Raw genomic sequence first — 252 nt, 5'->3', positions numbered from 1 at the left:
ACCTTAGACAGGTTGCCACGAGGAAATTTTATGAGTAATGAATACACCCCACCTAACGTTTGGGTAAATAATACCAATGGTGGTAACAAGTGGGCAAACATCAATAGCCCAGAATCGGGTGCAAGATCGAATAAAGTACTACCAATAGGTAAGCATTCTTTACAGCTTTATTCCCTTGGCACACCAAACGGACAAAAAGTGACGATTCTTTTAGAAGAACTGCTTGCTTTAGGTATTAAAGAAGCGGAATAC

Annotated in this window: 1 pseudogene; it reads left to right on the top strand. The window is 40.1% G+C overall.

From position 1 onward, the window contains the following. Positions 1 to 30: 30 nt before the first annotated feature. Positions 31 to 252 (top strand): annotated as a pseudogene (locus tag AAEY72_RS15695) (glutathione-dependent disulfide-bond oxidoreductase); the annotation flags it as partial.

Source organism: Psychrobacter sp. W2-37-MNA-CIBAN-0211 (genome assembly GCF_040309405.1).
Taxonomy (GTDB): Bacteria; Pseudomonadota; Gammaproteobacteria; order Pseudomonadales; family Moraxellaceae; genus Psychrobacter; species Psychrobacter glaciei.
Note: the sequence above shows the minus strand (reverse complement) of the source record. Positions and strands in the feature narration are given on the sequence as shown.